At 70.9% G+C, this 19,661-nt stretch carries 18 protein-coding genes; 6 read left to right on the top strand and 12 right to left on the bottom strand.

The window, feature by feature from the left end; all coding sequences use genetic code 11:
• Window positions 1–2: 2 nt before the first annotated feature.
• The 5 genes from EUA06_RS09375 to EUA06_RS09355 all read right to left on the bottom strand — a co-directional run bounded on the left by EUA06_RS09375 (window position 3) and on the right by EUA06_RS09355 (window position 6,102).
• Complete coding sequence (locus EUA06_RS09375; RefSeq protein ID WP_129474890.1) at window positions 3–1,010, bottom strand: sugar phosphate isomerase/epimerase family protein; 1,008 nt, start codon at window positions 1,008–1,010, stop codon at window positions 3–5.
• Between the two features lie 46 nt (window positions 1,011–1,056).
• Complete coding sequence (locus tag EUA06_RS09370) at window positions 1,057–2,238, bottom strand: Gfo/Idh/MocA family protein (RefSeq protein WP_129474888.1); 1,182 nt, start codon at window positions 2,236–2,238, stop codon at window positions 1,057–1,059.
• An 87-nt stretch (window positions 2,239–2,325) separates the two neighbouring features.
• Window positions 2,326–3,393 (bottom strand): substrate-binding domain-containing protein, encoded by a 1,068-nt coding sequence (locus EUA06_RS09365; protein ID WP_129474886.1) that lies wholly within the window; start codon window positions 3,391–3,393, stop codon window positions 2,326–2,328.
• A gap of 76 nt (window positions 3,394–3,469) precedes the next feature.
• Window positions 3,470–4,564: an ABC transporter permease gene (locus EUA06_RS09360; protein WP_129474884.1), complete on the bottom strand. Its 1,095-nt coding sequence runs from the start codon at window positions 4,562–4,564 to the stop codon at window positions 3,470–3,472.
• Window positions 4,561–6,102, bottom strand: a complete 1,542-nt coding sequence (locus EUA06_RS09355; protein WP_242498055.1) for a sugar ABC transporter ATP-binding protein — start codon at window positions 6,100–6,102, stop codon at window positions 4,561–4,563. Before EUA06_RS09355 ends, EUA06_RS09360 begins: the two co-directional genes overlap by 4 nt.
• A gap of 97 nt (window positions 6,103–6,199) precedes the next feature.
• Between EUA06_RS09355 and EUA06_RS09350 the strand changes: the two genes are divergently transcribed.
• Window positions 6,200–7,390, top strand: coding sequence for an ROK family transcriptional regulator (locus EUA06_RS09350; protein ID WP_242498054.1), 1,191 nt, complete (start codon window positions 6,200–6,202; stop codon window positions 7,388–7,390).
• A gap of 74 nt (window positions 7,391–7,464) precedes the next feature.
• Here the strand turns inward: EUA06_RS09350 and EUA06_RS09345 are convergent, their stop codons facing one another.
• Window positions 7,465–8,658, bottom strand: coding sequence for an acyl-CoA dehydrogenase family protein (locus EUA06_RS09345; RefSeq protein WP_129474880.1), 1,194 nt, complete (start codon window positions 8,656–8,658; stop codon window positions 7,465–7,467).
• A 137-nt stretch (window positions 8,659–8,795) separates the two neighbouring features.
• On the opposite strand from EUA06_RS09345, the gene EUA06_RS09340 reads away from it, so the two are divergent.
• Window positions 8,796–9,398 carry a hypothetical protein gene (locus EUA06_RS09340; RefSeq protein WP_129474878.1) on the top strand — a complete coding sequence of 201 codons (603 nt, stop codon included), beginning with the start codon at window positions 8,796–8,798 and terminating at the stop codon, window positions 9,396–9,398.
• Between the two features lie 7 nt (window positions 9,399–9,405).
• Here EUA06_RS09340 and EUA06_RS09335 read toward each other — a convergent pair whose 3' ends face one another.
• From EUA06_RS09335 to EUA06_RS09315, 5 genes are all read right to left on the bottom strand, one after another.
• Window positions 9,406–10,452, bottom strand: a complete 1,047-nt coding sequence (locus EUA06_RS09335) for a hypothetical protein (protein WP_129474876.1) — start codon at window positions 10,450–10,452, stop codon at window positions 9,406–9,408.
• Window positions 10,449–10,658, bottom strand: a complete 210-nt coding sequence (locus tag EUA06_RS09330) for a DUF6752 domain-containing protein (RefSeq protein WP_129474874.1) — start codon at window positions 10,656–10,658, stop codon at window positions 10,449–10,451. Before EUA06_RS09330 ends, EUA06_RS09335 begins: the two co-directional genes overlap by 4 nt.
• A 10-nt stretch (window positions 10,659–10,668) precedes the next feature.
• Window positions 10,669–12,243 carry a class I SAM-dependent methyltransferase gene (locus EUA06_RS09325; RefSeq protein WP_129474872.1) on the bottom strand — a complete coding sequence of 525 codons (1,575 nt, stop codon included), beginning with the start codon at window positions 12,241–12,243 and terminating at the stop codon, window positions 10,669–10,671.
• A 28-nt stretch (window positions 12,244–12,271) separates the two neighbouring features.
• Window positions 12,272–13,366, bottom strand: a complete 1,095-nt coding sequence (locus EUA06_RS09320; protein ID WP_165354319.1) for an endonuclease/exonuclease/phosphatase family protein — start codon at window positions 13,364–13,366, stop codon at window positions 12,272–12,274.
• A 134-nt stretch (window positions 13,367–13,500) separates the two neighbouring features.
• Window positions 13,501–15,432 (bottom strand): exonuclease/endonuclease/phosphatase family protein, encoded by a 1,932-nt coding sequence (locus EUA06_RS09315; RefSeq protein ID WP_129474869.1) that lies wholly within the window; start codon window positions 15,430–15,432, stop codon window positions 13,501–13,503.
• 223 nt (window positions 15,433–15,655) lie between these two features.
• On the opposite strand from EUA06_RS09315, the gene EUA06_RS09310 reads away from it, so the two are divergent.
• From EUA06_RS09310 to EUA06_RS09295, 4 genes are read left to right on the top strand one after another with little or no spacing between them, the layout of a single operon-like run.
• On the top strand, window positions 15,656–16,951 hold the full coding sequence (locus EUA06_RS09310; RefSeq protein WP_129474867.1) for a magnesium transporter MgtE N-terminal domain-containing protein: 1,296 nt from the start codon (window positions 15,656–15,658) through the stop codon (window positions 16,949–16,951).
• The gene (locus EUA06_RS09305) at window positions 16,948–17,493 is read left to right on the top strand and encodes a DUF1003 domain-containing protein (protein WP_129474865.1); all 546 of its coding nucleotides are present in this window, start codon (window positions 16,948–16,950) and stop codon (window positions 17,491–17,493) included. Before EUA06_RS09310 ends, EUA06_RS09305 begins: the two co-directional genes overlap by 4 nt.
• Before the next feature lie 31 nt (window positions 17,494–17,524).
• Window positions 17,525–18,685 carry an Mrp/NBP35 family ATP-binding protein gene (locus tag EUA06_RS09300; protein WP_129474863.1) on the top strand — a complete coding sequence of 387 codons (1,161 nt, stop codon included), beginning with the start codon at window positions 17,525–17,527 and terminating at the stop codon, window positions 18,683–18,685.
• 17 nt (window positions 18,686–18,702) lie between these two features.
• A complete protein-coding gene (locus EUA06_RS09295; RefSeq protein WP_129474861.1) occupies window positions 18,703–19,032 on the top strand; it encodes a sec-independent translocase in 330 nt (109 codons plus the stop codon).
• Window positions 19,033–19,035: 3 nt separating this feature from the next.
• Here the strand turns inward: EUA06_RS09295 and EUA06_RS09290 are convergent, their stop codons facing one another.
• Window positions 19,036–19,578 carry a hypothetical protein gene (locus EUA06_RS09290; RefSeq protein ID WP_129474859.1) on the bottom strand — a complete coding sequence of 181 codons (543 nt, stop codon included), beginning with the start codon at window positions 19,576–19,578 and terminating at the stop codon, window positions 19,036–19,038.
• Between the last annotated feature and the right edge of the window lie 83 nt (window positions 19,579–19,661).

Below are 19,661 nucleotides of genomic sequence, written 5' to 3'. Positions count from 1 at the left end.
CGTCAGTCCTTCGTGCTGAAGGCGGCGTCGAAGGCGGCGTCGGGGGCGTCGAACGCGAGGCGGCGCACGAACTCCAGCGCCTCCGGGGCACCGACGAGCCGGTCCATCCCCGCGTCCTCCCACTCCACGGAGATCGGACCGTCGTAGCCGATCGTGTTCAGCATCCGGAAACACGCCTCCCACGGCACGTCACCATGACCGGTCGACACGAAGTCCCACCCACGACGCGGATCAGCCCACGGCAGGTGCGAACCCATCCGCCCGTTGCGACCGTTGCCGACCTGCTTCTTCGCGTCCTTGCAGTCCACGTGGTAGATCCGGTCCTTGAAGTCCCACAAGAACCCCACCGGATCCAGGTCCTGCCACACGAAGTGCGACGGGTCCCAGTTCAGGCCGAACGCCTCCCGGTGACCGATCGCCTCCATCGCCGCCACGGTCGTCCAGTAGTCATAGGCGATCTCCGAGGGGTGCACCTCGTGGGCGAACCTCACCCCCTCACTGTCGAACACGTCGAGGATCGGGTTCCACCGATCAGCGAAGTCCTGATAACCCGCATCGACCATGTCCTGCGTCGCCGGGGGGAACATCGCGACGTACTTCCAGATCGCCGACCCGGTGAACCCGACCACCACGTCCACGCCCAGCTTGCGGGCCCCGCGGGCAGTCATCTTCATCTCCTCCGCCGCACGCTGGCGCACGCCCTCCGCATCGCCGTCGCCCCAGATCCGGTCCGGGAGGATCCCGCGGTGCCGCTCGTCGATCGGGTCGTCACAGACGGCCTGACCCTTCAAGTGGTTCGAGATCGCGAACACCTGCAGGTCGTGCTTCTTCAACACCTCCAGCTTCGCCGGCACGTACGCGTCGTCCTCGACCGCGGCCCACGGGTCGAAGTGATCACCCCAGCACGCAATCTCCAGACCGTCATAACCCCACCCCGAGGCCAGCCTGCAGACCTCCTCGAACGGCAGGTCGGCCCACTGGCCGGTGAACAAGGTGACAGGGCGAGGCATGGGGTGTGTCCCTTCTGTGGTGGAACGGCTGTGAGGTGGACCGGCGTCAGCCGGGGATGTCCTGCCAGGTGGAGCTGAGCGAGCTGGCCTCGACGGCCGCGAGGACCCGCTGCACCTGCAGGCCGTCGGCGAACGACGGGCTCGGGTCGACGCCGCGGGCGAGGTCGCTGACCAGGTCGACGACCTGGTGGGTGAAGCCGTGCTCGTAGCCCAGCAGGTGGCCGGGCGGCCACCACGCGGCGACGTAGGGGTGCTCGGGCTCGGTGGCGAGGATCCGGCGGAACCCCGCCGTCTCCGAGTCGACGTCACCGTCGTGGAAGTGGAGGATGTTCATGTCCTCGAAGTCGAATGCCAGGCTGCCGCGCGAGCCGTTGACCTCGATGCGGATGGCGTTCTTGCGGCCGTTGGCGAACCGGGTCGCCTCGAAGACGCCGAGTGCGCCACCGCGGAAGTGGGCGAGGAAGGCGGCGGCGTCGTCGACGGTGACCGGTCCGCGCTCGGTCGAGTCCGCGGTGCCGGAGAGACCGGTGTGCGACTCCGCCGGCAGCGGGCGCTCCTTGACGAAGGTCTCCAGCCGGCCGGTCACGGTGGCGATGGTGTCGCCGGTGATGAACTGCGCCAGGTCGACGATGTGGGCACCGATGTCGCCCAGGGCACCGGAGCCGGCCTTCGACTTGTCGAGGCGCCACGACAGCGGCGCCTCCGGGTCGACGATCCAGTCCTGGAGGTACTGCGCGCGGACGTGGTGGATCGTGCCGAGCCGACCGTCGGCGACGAGCTTGCGGGCCAGCGCGATCGCCGGCACCCGTCGGTAGGTGAAGCCGACCATCGAGCGGACGCCGGAGGCCTTGGCCTTCTCGGCGGCCGCGACCATCGCCTCGGCCTCCTCGACGGTGTTGGCCAACGGCTTCTCGCAGAGGACGTGCTTGCCCGCCTCGAGCGCGGCGATGGCGATCTCGGCGTGCGTGTCCCCGGGGGTGCACACGTCGATGAGGTCGATGTCGTCGCGGGCGACGAGCGCCTGCCAGGACGTCTCGGTCGACTCCCACCCGAGCTGCGCGGCGGCCGCGGCCACCTTCGTCTCGTCGCGTCCCGCCACCGCGGACATCTGCACGCGCAGCGGAAGCTCGAAGAAGCGCGGGGCGTTGCGCCACGCCTGTGAGTGCGCAGCACCCATGAAGGCGTAGCCCACCATCCCTACGGACAGCGTGTCGTGCTCGGAGGCCATTGTGGTTCCTGTTCTGTCGTCGACCGGCTCGAGGGGGCAGAGCCCGTCCGGCGCCCCCAGTGTGAGGGCGCCGGACGGAATGTCAGCTCAGGACTCGAACGCGCTGTCGATGTACTGGTCGACGTTGTCACCGGTGACGACCGGTGCGTAGAGCTGCACCAGGCGCGGGACCTCGACCTCGACCAGGTCGGTCATCGCCTTCTGCTGCAGGATCAGGCGGGCGAGCTTGACGCCGTCGGCACCCTGGGTCGACGGGTAGATGACCGTCGCCTTGAGGACGCCGCTGTCGTCCTGGATCTCACGCATGGCGTTGGCCGAACCAGCGCCACCGACCATCACGAACTCGTCGCGACCGGCGTTCTCGATGGCGGCCAGGACGCCGACGCCCTGGTCGTCGTCGTGGTTCCACAGGAAGTCGATCTTCTCCTCCGACTGCAGCAGCGCGGCCGCGACCTCCTCGCCGCTCTCGACGGTGAACTCGGCCGCCTGGCGGGCGTCGACGTCGAGACCGCACTCGGACAGCGCGTCCTCGAAGCCCTGGCTGCGGTCCTGCGTCAGGGGCAGCGAGTCGATGCCGGCGATCTCGGCGACGACGGCGTCCTCGTTGCCGCCGGCCTGCTCGCAGACGTACTGACCGGCGGAGACGCCCATGCCGTAGTTGTCACCGAGGACGGTGACGCGGGCGGCGTTGGGGTCGTCGAACTCACGGTCGACGTTGACGACCGTGATGCCGGCCTCCATCGCCTTGAGCGCGACCGGCGTCATCGCGGCGCCGTCGAACGGGAGCAGCACGATGGCATCGACGCCGTCGTTGATGAAGGTCTCGACCTGGCTGATCTGCAGGTTGACGTCGTTGGTGCCCTCGGCCACCTGCAGGTCGATGTCGGGGTACTGCTCGGCGAGGTCACGGACGTTGTTGGTGATGGCCGCCATCCAGCCGTGGTCGGCGGCGGGCGCCGAGAAGCCGATGGTGACCTGGTCACCCTCCTCGTCGTTGCCCCCCTCGGCGGCCGCGGGGGCGGCGTCCGACGAGCTCTCCTCGTCGGCTGCCGCGTCCTCGGCACTCCCGGTGCAGGCGGACAGGGCGAGGACGGCGACCGCGCCGACCACGAGGCCGGGGTAGCGGTGGCGTGAGGTGGTGGTGCGCAGTCGCATGGGGTGTGCTCCTTGTTTCTGAGGGTGTGCCTGGTGTGCGGATGGTGAGGGTGGGTCCGAGTACGGGGTGGTGCGGTCAGCTGGTCGAGCGCCGGGCCAGCCGCTGCTGGAGCAGCACGGCGACGACGATGATCAGGCCCTTGGCGACGGCCTGGGTCGAGCTGTCCTGGTTGTTGAGGACGAACACGATGCTGAGGGTGCTGAAGATGAGCACGCCGATCACGGTGCCGACGATGGTGCCGCGCCCGCCGGTGAGCAGCGTGCCGCCGATGACGACCGCGGCGATCGCGTCGAGCTCGAGGAGCGTGCCGTGCGTGGAGCTGCCGGTCGAGGTGCGCGCGAGGAACATGAGTGCGGCGAGGCCGCAGAGGAGCCCGACGAGCACGTAGAGCATCGTCGTGTGGCGCTTGACGTTGATCCCGGCCAGTCGCGCGGCCTCGGGGCTGCCGCCGACAGCCAGGGTGCGCCTGCCGAAGGTGGTCCGGTTGAGCAGCAACCAGCCTCCGACCGAGACCAGGGCGAAGATGACGACGATCAGCGGGACACCGACGACGTCGGCGGTCCAGAAGTCCTTGAACCCCTCGACGTTCACGATCTGGGTGCGTCGCTCGGAGATGATCTCGGCCAGGCCGCGTGCGGCTGCCAGCATGGCCAGCGTCATGATGAAGGGGACGACGTTGCCGTAGGCGATGAGCACGCCGTTGACGAGCCCGCAGGCCCCGCCGACCGCGAGGGCGACGAAGACCATCACGATCCAGTGGGTGTCCTCGGCCATCGTCTGGGTGGCGAAGGTGGTCGCCCAGACCGACGAGAGCGCGACGATGGCGCCCACTGACAGGTCGATGCCGCCGCCGATGATCACGAACGTCATGCCGATGCTGACCACGCCGACGATGGAGGCGAGTCGGAGGATCGTCACCATGGTGTCGATGCTGGCGAAGCGGTCACCGGCGGTGGCGACACCGACGGCGCAGATCGCGAGCAGGGCGAGCACCAGGCCGCTGTTGCGGCCGACGGCGCCGCTCATCAGTCCGGCACCGCGCGACGTCCGTCCGGACTCGGCAGCGGTGCGCTCGACCTGGATGGTGCCGGTCGTCGGGGCAACGGGGTTCTCGACGGCACCCAGGTCGGGTGCCCGGTTCGTCCCGGGGTCGGTGCTGTGCTCGCTCATGCGGCGCTTCCTTCCATGACGAGGTCCAGGACGCGGGACTCGTCGATCTCGTGTGCGGGTCCTTCGTGGACGACGCGGCCCTCGCGGACCACCAGCACCCGGTCGGCCAGACCGAGCACCTCCTCCACCTCGCTCGACACGACGACGACGGCGACGCCGGAGTCGGCGAGCGCGCGGACGACTGCGTAGATCTCGGACCGGGCGCCGACGTCGACGCCGCGGGTGGGCTCGTCGAGCAGCAGGACGCGGCACTCACGGAGCAGCCAGCGGGCCAGGACGACCTTCTGCTGGTTTCCGCCCGACAGGAGTCGTACGAGACGCTCGACCCCTGCCGGGCGGACGTCGAGGGACTGGGTGACGTCGGTGGCGCGCTTGCGCTCCTCGCCGCGGTCGAGGAAACCGAGGCGGGCGAAGCGGCCGAGCGTCGAGATCGTGATGTTGCTGTAGATCGCCTGGTCGAGGAGCAGGCCCTGGCTCTTGCGCTCCTCCGGGGCGAGGCCGAGGCCGGCCTTGACGGCTGCGGGGACCGAGCCGCGGCGCAGCTCCTGGCCGTCGACCTTCACGGTGCCCGCGGACGGACGGCGAGCGCCGTAGACGGTCTCGAGGATCTCGGAGCGACCGGCGCCGACGAGGCCCGCCAGCCCGACGATCTCCCCCGCGCGGACCTTCAGGTCGACACCGGAGAAGATGCCTTCGAGAGCGAGGTCGCTGACCTCGAGGACCGGCTCGCCGAACGTGGCCGCCTGACCGCCGCGGGGCGGGAAGACGTACTCGATGGAGCGCCCGGTCATCAGCTTGATGAGGTCTGCGGTCGGCGTGTCGGCCACGGCCAGCCCGGTGGCGACCGTCCGGCCGTCCTTGAGCACCGTGATCCGGTCGCCGATCTGGCGGATCTCCTCGAGCCGGTGGGAGATGTAGACGACCGCGACGCCTTCGGCGGTCAGGTCGTGGATGACCCGGAAGAGGTTGTCGACCTCGCCCTGGTCCAGCACCGCCGACGGCTCGTCGAGCACGAGCAGGCGGGTGTCCTGCGAGAGGGCCCGGGCCATGCTGACGACCTGCTGGGCCGCCGGGGTCAGTCGGCCCACCTCGCGGGTCGGGGAGATCTCGCTGTGGCCGAGCCGGGCGAGCAGCGCGGCGGCCTCGCGGTTGGTGCGTCCACGCTGGCTCATGCCGGCCGAGGACAGCTCGTGGCCGAGGAAGATGTTCTCAGCGACCGACAGGCCGGGCACCAGGTCGAGCTCCTGGTAGATCGTGGAGATCCCGAGCTTCATCGCCGCCTGGGGCGTGCCCAGGGTCACGGGCTGGCCCTCCCACAGGATCTCGCCGTCGTCGGGCTGGTAGCTCGCGGAGAGCACCTTGATCAGGGTCGACTTGCCGGCGCCGTTCTGGCCGAGCAGGCAGTGGACCTCGCCGGGGCGGACGTCGAGGTCGACGCCGCCGAGCGCGAGCACGCCGGGGAATCGCTTCACGATGCCGCGCATCTCGAGGAGGGGCGCCGAGGCCGAGGCCGATGCAGCCGTGGACGGGGAGGTCACGGGCAGCACTGTGGCATGCGTCACCTACTTTTGTCGAGCACCCGGCAAAAGTGTTTGCACCGATGTGGAAAGTCCCGCAATGTGCTTCACTTCACCCGTGCGCACCGGCGAGCTCTTCGACCTCCTTCGTGACGGAAGGCCCTGGACCCGGGCCCAGCTCGCGGAGGTGACCGGTCTCGCCCGCTCCACGGTGACCACCCGGATCGACACGCTGATCCGGCTCGGACTCGTCGCTCCCTACGGCGGCGCGCGCTCGACCGGCGGTCGACCGCCTGCCCTCTTCGCGCTCAACCCCAGCGCCAAGCTCGTGGTCGGGGTCGACATCGGCGCGACCCACGCCCGCGCCGCCCTCACCGACCTCGACGGCAAGATCCTGGGTGAGGCGGACGCCCAGATCGAGGTCGCTGCCGGGCCCGAGCAGGTCCTGGGCTGGGTCGTCGACACGGTGCGCGACCTGGTGGCCGCCAGCAACCGGCAGATCACCGACCTCGCAGCGATCGGCATCGGCCTGCCGGGGCCCGTGGAGCACTCGACGGGACGCCCGATCAACCCGCCGATCATGCCTGGCTGGGACCGCTACGACGTGCCCGGCCACCTCCGCGCCGTCTACCCCGTGCCGGTCCTCGTGGACAACGACGTCAACATCATGGCGCTCGGCGAGCGTCGCGCCCACCTGCGCGACGTCGACGACCTCGTCCTGATCAAGGTCGCCACCGGCATCGGTGCCGGCATCGTCTCGGGCGGCGTCCTCCAGCGCGGGGCCCGCGGCACCGCAGGCGACCTCGGGCACGTCCGCGTACGCCGTGCCGACGACGTGCTGTGCCGCTGCGGCAACACCGGCTGCCTCGAGGCGGTCGCGGCGGGCCCGGCCCTGGCCGCGGCGGTCCGCGAGCAGGGTGAGGACGCCAAGACCGGCGGCGACGTCGTCGACCTCGTGCGCGGCGGCAGCCTCGTCGCCATGGCGGTCGTCCGTCAGGCGGGCCGCGACATCGGCGAGGTCGTGGCCTCGATGACCAACCTGATCAACCCGTCGGTCGTGGTGATCGGCGGCCAGCTGGCCGGCGCCGGCGAGCACCTCCTGGCCGGGATCCGGGAGTCCGTCTACCAGCGCTCCCTCCCGCTCGCCACCGAGCACCTGCGCATCGTCACCTCGCGTGCCGGAGGCGAGGCAGCCGTGCTCGGCGCGTCCGCCCTCGCCATCGAGCACGTCCTCTCCCCCGACGTCGTCGAGGCAGCGTGCGAGGCGCTGGCCGCAGCGGACGCGGCGGCCGAGGCCGCGCGGAGCTGATCAGCGCAGCTTGTAGTCCCCGAGGTGGCTGAGCCAGGAGCGCAGCGAGTCGCTCAGGCACGCGAGGTATGGCCTCAGCGCAGCTTGTAGTCCTTCAGGAGGCTGCGGCCGATGATCATCTTCTGGATGTCGGAGGTGCCCTCGCCGATCAGCATGAAGGCCGACTCGCGGTAGAGGCGCTCGATCTCGTACTCCTTGGAGTAGCCGTAGCCGCCGTGGATGCGGAACGACGCCTCGACGACCTCGTTGCAGTACTCGCTGGCGAGCATCTTGGCCATGCCGGCCTCGACGTCCATCCTCTGGCCGGAGTCCTTGAGACGCGCGGCCTTCACCATCATCGTGTGGGCGGTCTCGACCTTGGTCGCCATCTCGGCCAGGCGGAACAGGACCGCCTGGTGCTCGGCGATCGGCTTGCCGAAGGTCTCGCGCTGCTGGGAGTAGGCGATGCCGAGCTCGAAGGCCCGGTTGGCGATCCCGCAGGCGCGGGCCGCGACGTTGACGCGGCCGACCTCGACGCCGTCCATCATCTGGTAGAAGCCCTTGCCGGGCTCGCCGCCGAGGACCTGATCGGAGGAGATCCGGTGGTTCTCGAAGATGGCCTCGGTCGTGTCGACGCCCTTGTAGCCCATCTTGTCGATCTTGCCGGGGATGGTGAGGCCGGGCGCTGTCTCACCGAAGCCGGGCTCCTTCTCCACCAAGAAGGCCGTCATGTTCTTGTACGCCGTGTCCGCACCCTCGTCGGTCTTGGTCAGCACCGCGATCAGCGTGGACGAGCCACCGTTGGTCAGCCACATCTTCTGGCCGTTGATCACGTAGTCGTCGCCGTCCTTGACCGCCTTGGTCGAGATGGCTGCCACGTCGGAGCCCAGGCCCGGCTCGGACATCGAGAACGCGCCGCGCACCTCGCCGGTGGCCATGCGGGGCAGGTACTTCTGCTTCTGCTCCTCGGTGCCGTGGTGCATCAGCATGTAGGCGACGATGAAGTGGGTGTTGATGACGCCCGACACGCTCATCCAGCCGCGCGCGATCTCCTCGACGCACAGCGCGTAGGTCAGCAGCGACTCGCCGAGGCCGTCGTACTCCTCGGGGATCATCAGGCCGAAGATGCCGAGCTCCTTGAGGCCCTCGACGATCTCGGTGGGGTACTCGTCCTTGTGCTCGAGCTCCGTGGCGACCGGGATGATCTTCTCGTCCACGAACTGACGGACCGCCTTGAGGATCTCGGTCTGGTCCTCGGAGAGGCCTTCGGTCTGGCAGAGGCGGGGCATGCGGGCTCCTGTGCAGTCGCGGGAACGCTGGGCGAGGCTCCCGAGCCTAGTTACTGGTCGTTCACCTGGGCAGGGGACGACTCCGAGACTGTTGTCACATCCGGGCGCGGGTGGAACGACGTGAGACACTGGAGTGCATGCGAGCCACCCGCCTGACCGTTCCGGCCCTCGGGGCATCCCTGGTGCTGCTGCTCGGCGCGTGCGGTGACGACGGCCCCACGCGGGCCGACGACCCGGCCGCGGACTCCTCGGCGTCCGAGACGCCGTCGCAGACTCCGGAGGCCTCGACCGAGCCGGTCGTGCTGATCGACTTCGGTGACGAGCCGGCCATCGAGGCGTCCTACAAGGACGCCGCGCTGCAGGCCGCCGACGACGAGCTCATCACGATGGTGCCCTCGACGCTCCCCGACGGCTGGACGACGGCCGGTGGCGGCTACCAGGCGGAGCCGCAGTGGTGGCACATGGAGTACACCGCACCCACCGGCGCGGTGACGCTCGACCAGTTCCCCGGCGACACCGACGCGGTGCTCGGCGACCAGGGCCTCGCGTCCTCCGGTGAGGTCGACCTCTCCGCGTGGGGCATCGGCACCTGGTCCGCGTGGGACAAGGACGGCGCAGCGGTGCTGACCCACGAGCTGAAGGGCAGCACGGTCGTGCTCCAGGGAGCCGACCAGGACACCGTCTCCGACCTCGCCAAGTCGTTGCTCCCCGCCGAGGACGCGCCCGCCCAGGAGGGCTGAGCCCGGGTCAGGACGTCCCGCTGGAGCGCGGCGGCACGTCCCCCGTCGAGGCCCGGACGTCCGCCAGGACGTCGGCCACGAGTCGGGCCGCCGACTCCACCAGCTCGGCCGCCGAGACGGTCCCGGGCTCGCGTCCACCCGTGCTCCCGGACCGCTCTGGGGCCAGTGCGGACAGGTCACCGAGGACGTGGAAGCCACGCTCGCGGACCAGGTCGATCGCCGTCCGGTCGAGCTCGGCGAACCGGCCCAGGTGCTCGGCCGGCATCGCGCCGCGCTCGCGCGGCTGCCCGGCGAGCAGGTCCTCGGCGAGGTAGCCGCGGATCCAGACGCCCCGGTCGCGGGCCGAGTACGACGGCAGGTGGGCGTTGACCTGTCGGAGCATCTCGATCTGGACGATCCCGAGCGCGGGGTTGACCGCGTCGGTGGGCAGGTCGTACGCATCAGGGTCGACGCCGAGCACCTCGGCGAAGTGGCGCCAGTGGAGGTCGTGCGGCTGGCCGCTGCCCGGCATCACCAGCACGTGGACCCGCTCGCTCGGCAGGCCCGGTGTCCACCTCTCGAGGACCCCCGCGAGGTCCCAGGTGCGCATGCTGAACTCGGGGCCGCCCGCCGAGCGGCCCGCCAGGACGGCGTCGAGGTCGACGGTCCCGCCGTTCTTCACCGACTCCTGCCAGCCGGCCGACACCACGCTGGCCGCGTCGCGGGCGGTGACGACGAGGTGCACCTCGGAGTCGGGGAACGCCTCGATCGCCCGCGCGGCCTGCTCCGCGCTGGCACCGCAGAAGAACTCGTGGGTCAGCAGGACGTCGCGCGACTGCTCGCGGGCCTGGGCCACCAGCCGGTCCCACGAGCCTGGTGCGTCCCGGTGCCGCTTGGCCAGTCGGGGCCGCTCCTGCAGGTCGAGCGCGGCCCACAGGTGCTCGCGGTGCCCGAAGCCGGGCAGGAGGATGCCGTCGGAGGCCAGGCGGTCGCGGTTCCCCCACACCACCTGCTGCAGGTAGGTCGTCCCGGTCTTCGGCAGGCCGATGTGCAGCAGCACCCGGCCCGGACTCACGAGAAGTCCCCGCGGTACTTCTCGAGGAGCGCCTCCAGCTTCTGCTCGTCGCGGGCGGCGACGGGGAGCAAGAGCTCGGTCACCACGTCGGTGAGCTCGGCCAGCCGCACGTTGAGCGCGCGGTTCTCCTGCACGGCCTCCTCGAGTGCGGTCACCCTGGCGGCGAGGTCGCCGCCGAGGACCTGCGTGGTGCGTCGTCCGAACATATGGGTCTCCCTAGGAATGGGGTTGGTTCCAGTCGATGGTCATCCGGCACACCTGCGAGCTCTCGGGGTCGTCCGAGACGTGCTCGCGGACCAGCTCCAGCACGCGGCCGCCGGACTCGGCGACCTCGGCCAGCACCACCTCCGGCGCCAGCGGCTTGCGGGCGCCGGTGCGCCGGGCATAGCTGTCGCGACCCTTCTCGCTCAGGAACTGCAGGTGCAGCGTCCCCGAGGTGCCGGCGACCATCATCCGCGCGGCACGAAGCATGTTGAGCCGGCCGCGGTGGCCGAGCCGCTCGACGACGTGCACGCAGCCCACGGCCCTGGGCCCGGGCATCCGCGCGACCCAGGCCGAGACCGCGAGCACGTGGCGCAGCTCGAGGAGGTTGAAGAGCTGGAAGGAGACGTGCGGGTCGTCCGCACGACGCTCGGCCTCGGGCTCGTAGGCGTACGGCTGGAAGTCCAGGCCCACCGCGGCGGTGCCCCGGTCGGCGAACCACGCCACGTCCGTGCCGCGGCCGCACCCGATGTCGACGTACGTCGCCAGGTCGGGGTGGCGCTCGGCCACCTCGCGCGCGACGGCGGAGACCGAGCGGGAGTGGTCGACGGTGCGCTTGTGGTAGCCGTGCCAGCCGGCGCGGCCCGTGCGCATCCCCCGGAACCAGCCGTTGAAGAGCTCGATCGTGCTGGCGGGGGTGGTGAACTTGTAGGCCGGGTCGGGCGTGCGCCAGCGCGGACCGTAGGTGGCGGTCAGGAACCGGTCCTTGTCGGCCGGCACCGGAAACTCGCGGCCCTCCAGCGTGGCCGTGCCGAGGGGGTAGATCCACGACTCCTGGAACGGGACGGCGATCTCGCCCATGAGGTAGAGCTTGCCGTCGCGCATGAACCCGCCGAAGACGTCGAGGCCGCGGTCGAGGCCGTCGCTCTCCTCGACGTGCACCTTGAGCGCGATCGCGGAGTAGCGGGTGACCCGGTAGCCCATGTCGGTGAGCGCCCGCTGGATCCGGAAGGACTCACGGATCACGTCGACCGGGTGGTCGTGGTCGCTGACGTAGCCGAGGTCGGCGTCGCTGTCGTGGCCGATCAGGCCTCCGTCGCGGATGGCGCCGAGCGCCGTGCCGTAGGCCAGGAACGGCCGCACGCCGACCTTGTCGAGCGCGCCGAGCACCTCCTCGATCGCGTCGAGCAACGGCTCGACGTGCGCCGCGTCGCGGGTGTCGAAGGTCTCGACGAGCTTGAGCGACTTGTCGATGGCCAGGGGGCGACCCGCCGGGTTGACGATGTCGATGCGCTCGGGGCTCGTGCCGAACCGGACGGTCTCCTCGAAGAGCACCGTGCCGTGCTCGGGGTCGGTGAGGGTCAGGTCGGCGACGCCGTCGAGGAAGGGCCGCAGCGGCTTGGGCCACGTCAGCAGCATGCCGGCGTCGGTCTCCTCGCCGTCGCGCATCAGCCAGAAGCTCCAGATCCGCCGGCCGTCGAACGCGATGTCCACGAGGCGGTCACGTTGCGGGCCGATCAGGAGGCCGTCGACGTCCACCCGCCGTACGTCCAGCGGACCGGAGCGTCGCAGCTGGGACAGGGCCTTCACGGCGCGCACTATATCGAGCGGCACGTGCTCACTCGCCCGCGACCAGCGTCGCGCGCGCGTGCACCAGGTTGTGGTCGCTGGCCCGACCGGTGGGCGTGGCCGCGTAGTCGTCGAAGGCGACACCGGTGGACCCGAAGACCCAGTCGACCTGCATGTTCGACGGAGGGGCGCAGCCGCCTCCGCTGCTGCCACCTGCGGCGGCGGAGAAGACGCCCGCAGCGGTGAACCGGCAGAAGATCTCCTCGCGCTCGTTGAAGTCGCCGGTCACGATGACCGGGGTGCCGTCCGCCTGGTGCAGATCGGTCAGGTAGGCGATCTCGATACCGGCCGCCTCCGCCCGCCATCGCGCGTTGTTGCCGAGGCTGGGGGTGTCGGCGGGGTTGTGGAAGTTCGCGAACCACGCCCGGCGCTTGGTCGTGGTCGACTCGAGGAGCACGACCGGCATCTCGATGCGGCTCCCCCCGGCGTACGGGATCGAGAGCGAGCGCGCCTCCACCAGCTGGAAGGCGCTCGAGCGCCAGGCGATGTTGAACCGCACGGACTTGTCGCCGAGCGACAGGCCCGGGTAGAGCGAGTACTCCCCCGCGCGCGAGGTGAACATGCCGTACTGCGAGGCTTCGAACTCCTGGAAACCCACCACGTCGATGTCGTTGGCGCGCAGCAGCCCAATGGTCATGTTCATCCGGGCCGACGCGTCGGGGTAGAACGCGGGCTTGTTGCCACCGGGCCCGGTGTGGGAGTCGCCGAGCACGTTGAACGACGCCACGCGGAGCTCGACGGGTGCAGTCCGGCGGGCGAGCTGCTCGGACACCCGCTCGGCCAGCTTGCGCTGGGCGGCGCGGAAGCGGCGTACGGACTTCTCGAGCTTCTCGTCGTCGGCCCCGCCCTCGCCGGCGCCGGCCGAGCCGGACCCGCCGTCGGACTGGTCGTCGGAGCCCTTGTCGGAGCCGGATGCGGAGTCGCCGTCGTCCGACGTCCCCGGTTCGTCACCCCCGACCGGTGGGCTCTGCGAGCCGCCGGTGGTCGCGGACGTGCTCCCACCGTCGTCGGTCACGGCCCAGGTGGTGGCCCACGCCAGGAGCGCAACGAGGAGGGCGACCGCCAGGGAGGCTCGCACTCCCACGCGCGGCACCGGGACGGTGCGCGTGCGGGGGGGACGCTTCCTGTGATTCACGGCCCACCTTCTGATCGACGTGAGCCAGCGTTCACCGCGGACTGTTCGACGTGGGTGGCTCGGAGGACAAGCCTAACCGGCAATCAGGATCCGGGCACGGCGAGTGGGTCGAACACCTGGAACAGCTGCTCGGGATCGTGCGTGGACCCCGGGATCGGGGGCAGGCCGAGCGTGCGGTTGATGAGGTTGGCCAGGAAGCCCACGCGCAGCGGCTGCGTGCCGGAATAGCCGGGCTGGTCCTTGCCCGGGTAGGCGAGGGACGGGTTGAGACCGTAGAGGTCGGCACCCGCCGGGACGCCGGGGCCGGTGACGAACATCGGGACGCGGTAGCTCTCGACCCACGACCGCGACGAGCCCCTGGTCTTCTGCGCACCGCTGGTGCCGGTGACCACGAGGAGCGTGGTGCCCGTCATCGCGGGCTGGGCGTCGATGCCGCGCCGGATGGCCGCCACGCGGCGCGAGACCTTCTTGACGGCCTTCTGGTAGGCGTCGCTGGTGTACCCGTCCTCCGCGCCGGCGCTCGCGGCGCCGGACAGCTCGACCACGCTGATCGAGGCAGGGCTCTTCGCCATCTTCTCGCGCCACCAGCTCACCACAGCAGCGTCGTCGCGCAGGGTCTTGACCTGGTCGAACTTCGCGGTGCCGTCGTCGACCCCGTAGGGGTCCTTGCCACCCGAGCGCTTGTTCCAGCTCTCCCGGACGAGCTTGCTCTGCGGACGGCTCGAGACGAAGCTCGTGCGCCGCGAGAGGTTGTGCGCGAGGTCGAAGACGCTGGAGACGTACTGCCCGGCGGACTCGTGGACGGTCCTGGGCAGCGTGGACTTCGAGCCCACGCCGTGCCCACCGGCCTTGGGGAAGACCCGGCGACCGGTGAGGAGCGAGACGAGGTTGGCGTCGGGCGAGGTGGACTCGGTGGCGGTCCGGGCGTTCCTGGTCGACGCGCCGCCCTGCACCATCCGGTCGAGCTCGCTCAGCTCGGAGCCCATCTTGCGCACGACGGTGGAGGTGAGGCCGGGGACCGCGACGACGACGACATGGTCGACGCCCGCGGGACGGGACGCCGGGACGACGGCGTTGGCGTAGTAGAGCGGGTGGTCGCTCGTCTGGGCGACGAAGTCGTTCATCAGCCGGGTGTAGCCGTTGAAGAAGACGTCCTTGGTGCCCATGATCCAGTCGATGGCGCCGCCGCCCGGGGCGGAGCAGGTCGCGCCGTCGATGTAGCCGCCACTCGCCGACCACATGTCCGCGGCCGGCGCGACCGCGCAGTAGTAGCGGGCACGTTCGTTCTTGTCGCCCAGGGAGATGAAGGGGGCGTCGGGATAGCTCGTGCGCAGCTCGTTGGCCAGGGCGACCTCCATCGCGAAGCCCGCGTCACGCCACTGCTGGGCCGGACCGCGCACGTCGGCGGGGTTGTGGGTGTTGAAGAACCACACCCGTCGCCCGGTCTCGTTGTTCTGGAGCAGCACGGCCGGCATCCGGCTGGGCACCCCGTCGAAGTAGGGGATCGGGAGCGTGCGTGCCTCCAGGAGCGTCCACACGTCGGTGCGCCAGCCGATGGAGTTGACCGAGGGGCCGGCGGGGTTGTTCGCGCCGGGGTAGGTCTGCCACGAGGTCCCGGTCAGCTCCTGGAAGCGCAGCGCCTGCGGGGGCTGGAACTCCTGGAAGCCCACGACGTCGATCGAGTTCTGGGTGAGCAGCTGGACCACCCGCTCGATGCGTACGACGCCCGAGTCCCAGCCCTTGCGGTTGCCGCCGGGCGCCGTGTGGTCGGCGCCCAGCACGTTGAAGTTGGCGGGGCGGAAGAACGTCGCCGGCGTCGTCTGCGGCACGGTCAGGGCGGCCGAATTCGTCGAGGCCTTCGTCACGGTCGCGGCGGCCGGGGCCGCGGGCCCGACGGGGCCGGAGCCGGACGCGACGGCGATGGTGGCGGTGGCGGCGACCGCGAGGGCGGCAGAGATGGCGCCCGCGCGGATGAACACGCGTGAGCTCCAGGTCGTGGTGGTGCTGGCGGGCATGGCGGCGGCCTCACATACGTCGTCGGGGCGGATCATTGGGGAAGGGGTGGCGTCGTGGAGGGGGTGCGACCGCGACCCCCTGGAGACGTGTCCCCCGAGCCCGATCGATGTGACAGGAGTGACTCCTGCGGCTCTAGGGTACACCAACCACCCCGCTGATCCGGGCTCGCAACGGCTGCGCGCCCGCGCCGCGGCGAGCGGCACGCACGCTAACGTTGCCGGCGTGAGCACCACCCCGACCCGCGTCTTCGTGGCCCGGCTCGTCGGACTCCCGATCTTCGACCCCCAGGGTGACCAGGTGGCGAAGGTGCGCGACCTGGTCGTCGCGCTGCGGACCGAGACGAGCCAGCCGCGGGTGCTCGGCATGGTCGCCGAGGTCTTCGGCCGCCGTCGGATCTTCGTGCCGATGACGCGCATCACCGCCATCGACAGCGGACAGGTCCACACGACCGGCCTGCTCAACATGCGGCGCTTCGAGCAGCGCTCGACCGAGACGCTCGTGATGGGCCAGATGCTCGACCGCACCGTGACCATCAAGGACTCCGCGCGCGAGGGCGGCGTCACCGGCACCGTCTACGACGTCGGGATGGAACAGGCCCGCAACCGCGACTGGGTGCTGTCGCGCGTCGCGATCCAGGAGCCGAGCAAGGGTTTCCGCCGCCGCGGACAGACCCACGTGGTGGAGTGGCGCGACGTCACCGGGCTCACCAAGCAGGAGCCGTCGCAGGGCGCCACGCACCTGATCGCCGCGCTCAACGACATGCGCCCGGCCGATGCGGCGAACATGATCCACGACCTCCCGCGCGAGCGGCGTACGGCCGTCGTGGCCGCGCTCGACGACGAGCGCCTCGCCGACGTGCTGGAGGAGCTGCCCGAGGAGGACCAGGTCGAGATCCTCGAGCACCTCGACTCCGAGCGCGCGGCCGACATCCTCGAGGAGATGTCCGCCGACGACGCCGCGGACCTGATCGCCGACCTCAACCCGGAGACCGCGGCCACCCTGCTCGGGCTGATGGAGCCCGACGAGGCCGAGGACGTCCGGCGCCTCATGTCCTACGCCGACAACACGGCCGGCGCGATGATGACGCCCGAGCCCGTGATCCTCTCCCCCGACGCCACGATCGCCGACGCGCTCGCCCACGTGCGCAACCCCGAGCTCACCCCGTCGCTGGCCGCCCTGGTCTACGTCTGCCGCCAGCCGCTGGAGACGCCGACCGGCAAGCTGCTCGGCGCCGCCCACATCCAGCGACTGCTGCGCGAGCCGCCCTCGACCCTCGTCGCCGCCGCGCTCGACGACTCGATGGACCCGCTCCGACCCGATGCCTCGATGGACCAGGTCGCCGCCCACCTCGCGACCTACAACCTGGTCGCGGCGCCGGTCGTCGACGACGAGGGCCGGCTGCTCGGTGCGGTCACGGTCGACGACCTTCTCGACCACATGCTCCCCGAGGGCTGGCGCGACCGCGCACCGCGGCCGGGCTCCATCAACGGCGGCCCCTCCGCAGGGAGGGCCCGATGAGCGACAGCCGCCGCGCGCGCCTGGACACCCCCCGCGACACCCGTCGCCAGATCGTGCGCCGCCCGAGCGTCGACGCCGACACGTTCGGCGTCTTCGCCGAGTCGTTCGCGCGCTACATGGGCACCGCGAAGTTCCTGCTCTGGATGACGATGTTCGTCGCCATCTGGGTGTTGTGGAACGTGCTGGCGCCCCGCGAGCTGCGCTTCGACGAGTTCCCCTTCATCTTCCTCACGCTGATGCTGAGCCTGCAGGCGTCCTACGCCGCCCCGCTGATCCTGCTCGCGCAGAACCGGCAGGAGCAGCGCGACAAGGTGGTCGCCGAGCAGGACCGGCAGGCCAACGCGCGGGCCCACGCCGACATGGAGTTCCTCGCCCGCGAGGTGGCGTCGCTGCGAATGTCGGTCGGCGAGGTGGCGACCCGCGACTTCCTCCGCTCGGAGCTGCGCGGCCTCCTCGGCGACATCGAGGACCTGCAGCGCCAGGAGCCGGCCAACGAGACACCGCCCACACCGGGCGAGCCCGCTCCCCGGTCGGCCACCTAGTCCTGCGGGGTGGCTCGTAGACTTCGGCATCATGAGCACCCCCACGCAGCAGCAGGTGATGGACGCCCTGGGAGGCGTCAACGACCCGGAGATCAAGCGCCCGATCACCGAGCTGGGGATGGTGGACTCCGTCGAGGTCGCCGATGACGGGTCGGTCGCCGTCCACGTGCTGCTGACCGTGGCCGGTTGCCCGCTCAAGGACACGATCAACCGCGACGTGACGGCCGCCGTCACCGGTGTCGACGGGGTCACCTCGGTCGACCTGAGCCTCGGCGTGATGAGCGCCGAGCAGCGTGCGGGCCTCAAGGAGATCCTCAGCAACGGCCGCGCCGAGCGCGAGATCCCCTTCGCGCAGGCGGGCTCGCTGACCAAGGTCTACGCCATCGCCAGCGGCAAGGGCGGGGTCGGCAAGTCGTCGGTCACGGTCAACCTCGCCCTCGCGCTCGCCGCCCAGGGACTCAAGGTCGGCATCGTCGACGCCGACATCTACGGCCACTCGGTGCCAGCCATGCTCGGCATCGCCGACTCCCGGCCCACCCAGGTCGACGACCTGATCATGCCCGTGCCCACGCCCAGCGGCGTGTCGGTCATCTCGATCGGCATGCTCAAGCCCCGCCGCGACCAGGTCGTCGCGTGGCGCGGCCCGATGCTCGACCGGGCCCTCGTGCAGATGCTCGCCGATGTCTACTGGGGCGACCTCGACGCCCTGCTGCTCGACCTCCCGCCGGGCACCGGCGACGTGGCGATCTCGCTGGGCCAGCACCTTCCGAGCGCCGAGGTCGTCGTCGTCACCACCCCGCAGGAGGCGGCCGCCGAGGTCGCCGAGCGCGCCGGCACGATGGCCTCGATGATGCACCAGCGCGTCGTCGGAGTCATCGAGAACATGAGCTACCTCCCCTGCCCCCACTGCCCCGCCGAGGACGACCACCGTCTCGAGGTCTTCGGCTCGGGTGGCGGTGCTCGGGTCGCGAAGACGCTCTCCGAGCGGTTCGGGTACGACGTCCCGGTCCTCGCCCAGGTCCCGCTCGACATCTCCCTGCGCGAGGGCGGCGACATCGGCAAGCCGATCGTGGAGGCCGACCCGACCGCGCTGGCGGCACGCGAGCTCACCCGCGTGGCACAGACGCTGGCCGGCCGAGGCCGAGGACTCGCCGGGCTCCAGCTCGGACTGACCCCCTCTGGGCGGCTCTGACCAGTAGGTTCTGAGTCATGTTCGACGTCGGGCTCCTCGAGCTGGCCGTGATCGCCCTGGTGGCGGTCATCGTGCTGGGGCCCGATCGCCTGCCCGAGCTCGCCCGCCAGGCGGCCCAGCTGATCCACCGGGTCCGCGGGATGGCGACCAACGCCCGCGACGAGCTGCGCACCGAGCTCGGCCCGGAGTACGCCGACCTCCAGCTCCGCGACCTCGACCCGCGCGCGATCGTGCGCAAGCACATCACCGAGGCGATGGCCGACGTGGACCGCGAGCAGGCGCAGGCCTTCCAGGACGACAAGCTGCCGGAGGGCCAGGTCCCGCCCTACGACGTCGAGGCCACCTGACCCCTACGTCCGGTCGTCGCGTCGCTGGATCGCCACGAGGGCGGCGTACGGGAGCAGCAGGCGCTCGCCGGCCGGCCCGCGGGCCTCGAGGAAGTCGGCGCCGACGCGCTGGACGTACGCCTCATGGCGGGTGCCGTCGGTGAGGTGCACCAGGCAGCGCTCGTCGGCGTCCGCCAACCGGCGGAGGGCTGAGCGGAGGCCGAGCCGGTCGACGGCCGACCACGCGACCTCGGGCACCGAGCGCCCGCTGGCACCGTGCACTACCGCGACCGCGGCGAGCGGCACGATCCAGTCCTGGCCCGCACCGCTGAGCAGGCACCAGCCGTCGCCCACCCGGTCGAGGATCCCCTCGACGCGGCCGACGTGCGGCAGCTCGAGCGCGACGTCGCGGCCGCGTGACGCCATCAGCCGACTGGCGAGCGTGACCGAGCCGTACTCCGACCGCGCCCGGTCGGCGAGCTCGGCCTCGCGGTCCTCCTCCCACGCGGCGGCCGCCTGGCCCTCGAGGTCGTCGAACAGCGCGAAGAGGTCGTGCTCCCAGGACATGGCGCGAGCCTAGGTGCTGTCGTTCTCCACAGCCCTGACTCTGGTCGTTGACGATGACCTCTAGCAGGCGTTGAATGACGCAA

The organism is Nocardioides glacieisoli, from assembly GCF_004137245.1.
GTDB lineage: Bacteria > Actinomycetota > Actinomycetes > Propionibacteriales > Nocardioidaceae > Nocardioides > Nocardioides glacieisoli.
This window is presented reverse-complemented; position numbering and strand designations above follow the sequence as displayed.

Coding starts and splice junctions, on each gene's coding strand:
- EUA06_RS09360 (WP_129474884.1), bottom strand. CDS start 4,564: ATGAGCGAGCACAGCACCGACCCCGGGACGAACCGGGCACCCGACCTG.
- EUA06_RS09300 (WP_129474863.1), top strand. CDS start 17,525: ATGAGCACCCCCACGCAGCAGCAGGTGATGGACGCCCTGGGAGGCGTC.
- EUA06_RS09315 (WP_129474869.1), bottom strand. CDS start 15,432: ATGCCCGCCAGCACCACCACGACCTGGAGCTCACGCGTGTTCATCCGC.
- EUA06_RS09330 (WP_129474874.1), bottom strand. CDS start 10,658: ATGTTCGGACGACGCACCACGCAGGTCCTCGGCGGCGACCTCGCCGCC.
- EUA06_RS09305 (WP_129474865.1), top strand. CDS start 16,948: ATGAGCGACAGCCGCCGCGCGCGCCTGGACACCCCCCGCGACACCCGT.
- EUA06_RS09345 (WP_129474880.1), bottom strand. CDS start 8,658: ATGCCCCGCCTCTGCCAGACCGAAGGCCTCTCCGAGGACCAGACCGAG.
- EUA06_RS09375 (WP_129474890.1), bottom strand. CDS start 1,010: ATGCCTCGCCCTGTCACCTTGTTCACCGGCCAGTGGGCCGACCTGCCG.
- EUA06_RS09295 (WP_129474861.1), top strand. CDS start 18,703: ATGTTCGACGTCGGGCTCCTCGAGCTGGCCGTGATCGCCCTGGTGGCG.
- EUA06_RS09370 (WP_129474888.1), bottom strand. CDS start 2,238: ATGGCCTCCGAGCACGACACGCTGTCCGTAGGGATGGTGGGCTACGCC.
- EUA06_RS09290 (WP_129474859.1), bottom strand. CDS start 19,578: ATGTCCTGGGAGCACGACCTCTTCGCGCTGTTCGACGACCTCGAGGGC.
- EUA06_RS09340 (WP_129474878.1), top strand. CDS start 8,796: ATGCGAGCCACCCGCCTGACCGTTCCGGCCCTCGGGGCATCCCTGGTG.
- EUA06_RS09365 (WP_129474886.1), bottom strand. CDS start 3,393: ATGCGACTGCGCACCACCACCTCACGCCACCGCTACCCCGGCCTCGTG.